Source organism: Streptomyces sp. P5F9, assembly GCF_057961495.1.
Genome location: NZ_JBXVPZ010000989.1, coordinates 1 through 909, shown reverse-complemented (window position 1 = coordinate 909; position 909 = coordinate 1). Strand labels below are relative to the sequence as shown.

Sequence of the window (909 nt, the reverse complement as noted above, 5' to 3'; positions counted from 1 at the left end):
GTGTGGGGGAGAGCGCGGGAGAGAGGGGCGAGGACGCGCGGGCGTACGCCGGGACGGCGAAGGGGCGGCGCCGAGTGGGAGGCCGGGCGCAGCGCGCCCAAAAGGGGCGCGAGGAACTGCGCGACCAGCCCCCACCGAACCCGCAGATAAATCTCCAGCGAACCCGCAGGGAAACCCCCACCGAACCCGCAGACAAAACCGCTCAACCCGCGGAGCGCTACGCGCTAATGGGCCGCGACCAAGAAGGAGTCGTCCCCGTAACCCGGCACACCGCCAGGTACAACGGAATCGGCGGCGTATACGGCAGCTTGCCGTCAGGCTTGTGGATGAGACCGGGCGCGCGAGGCGAGTCCGGCACCAGCGCCCCGGTGGTGTAGCGCGCCGGCGCAGGCCAGTCCAGCGCGTAATCAGAGTCGGACGGAACGATCCACCACCAGTGCGCCTCATCGGCGTAGACACAGCCGACACGCGGCAGGCGGGGCAGAACCAGCGGCCCGAAACGCGCGGGCACCGCCACGGCGTCGCAGCCGAGCGGCGCCGTCATGCCCTCCGGGACGGCCAGTCGCCGGGGCGTACCACCCGGCCCGTGCAGCGCACGCCCCAGACGGACAAGCGTGTCGAGACTGAGCACCTGGCCGGGACGAGACCCGCCGCTCACACCCATTCGACCCCCGTACCGAAGTCCCCGAAGCCACTGGAATCCCCGAGCCCGCGGGAATCCACGAAGCCACTGGATTCCCCGGTCTCCGCGGAGTCCGGGAGGTCGCCGGCGTCCTGGTGTCCCCGGCCCCTGAAGAGACCGGTGGTCTCCTGACCGAGGCCCCCGAAGTGGCCCGCGCCCTCCCGGCCCCGCGTACCGGAGCCGGCCCCACCACGAGCAGGTCCGCCTCCGGTTTCGTGCTCCCGGCC

General features: G+C 72.2%; 1 protein-coding gene and 1 pseudogene. Both read right to left on the bottom strand.

Features of this window, described 5'->3' with window-relative positions:
* Positions 1-217 precede the first annotated feature (217 nt).
* Positions 218-664, bottom strand: coding sequence for a hypothetical protein (locus AC31A1_RS52000; protein WP_489660008.1), 447 nt, complete (start codon positions 662-664; stop codon positions 218-220).
* Positions 655-909, bottom strand: a pseudogene (locus AC31A1_RS51995) (hypothetical protein); the annotation flags it as partial. The pseudogene AC31A1_RS51995 and the gene AC31A1_RS52000, both read right to left, overlap by 10 nt.

Excerpts from the sequence above, each read along its gene's own strand:
- AC31A1_RS52000 (WP_489660008.1), bottom strand. The coding sequence starts at position 664 with ATGGGTGTGAGCGGCGGGTCTCGTCCCGGCCAGGTGCTCAGTCTCGAC.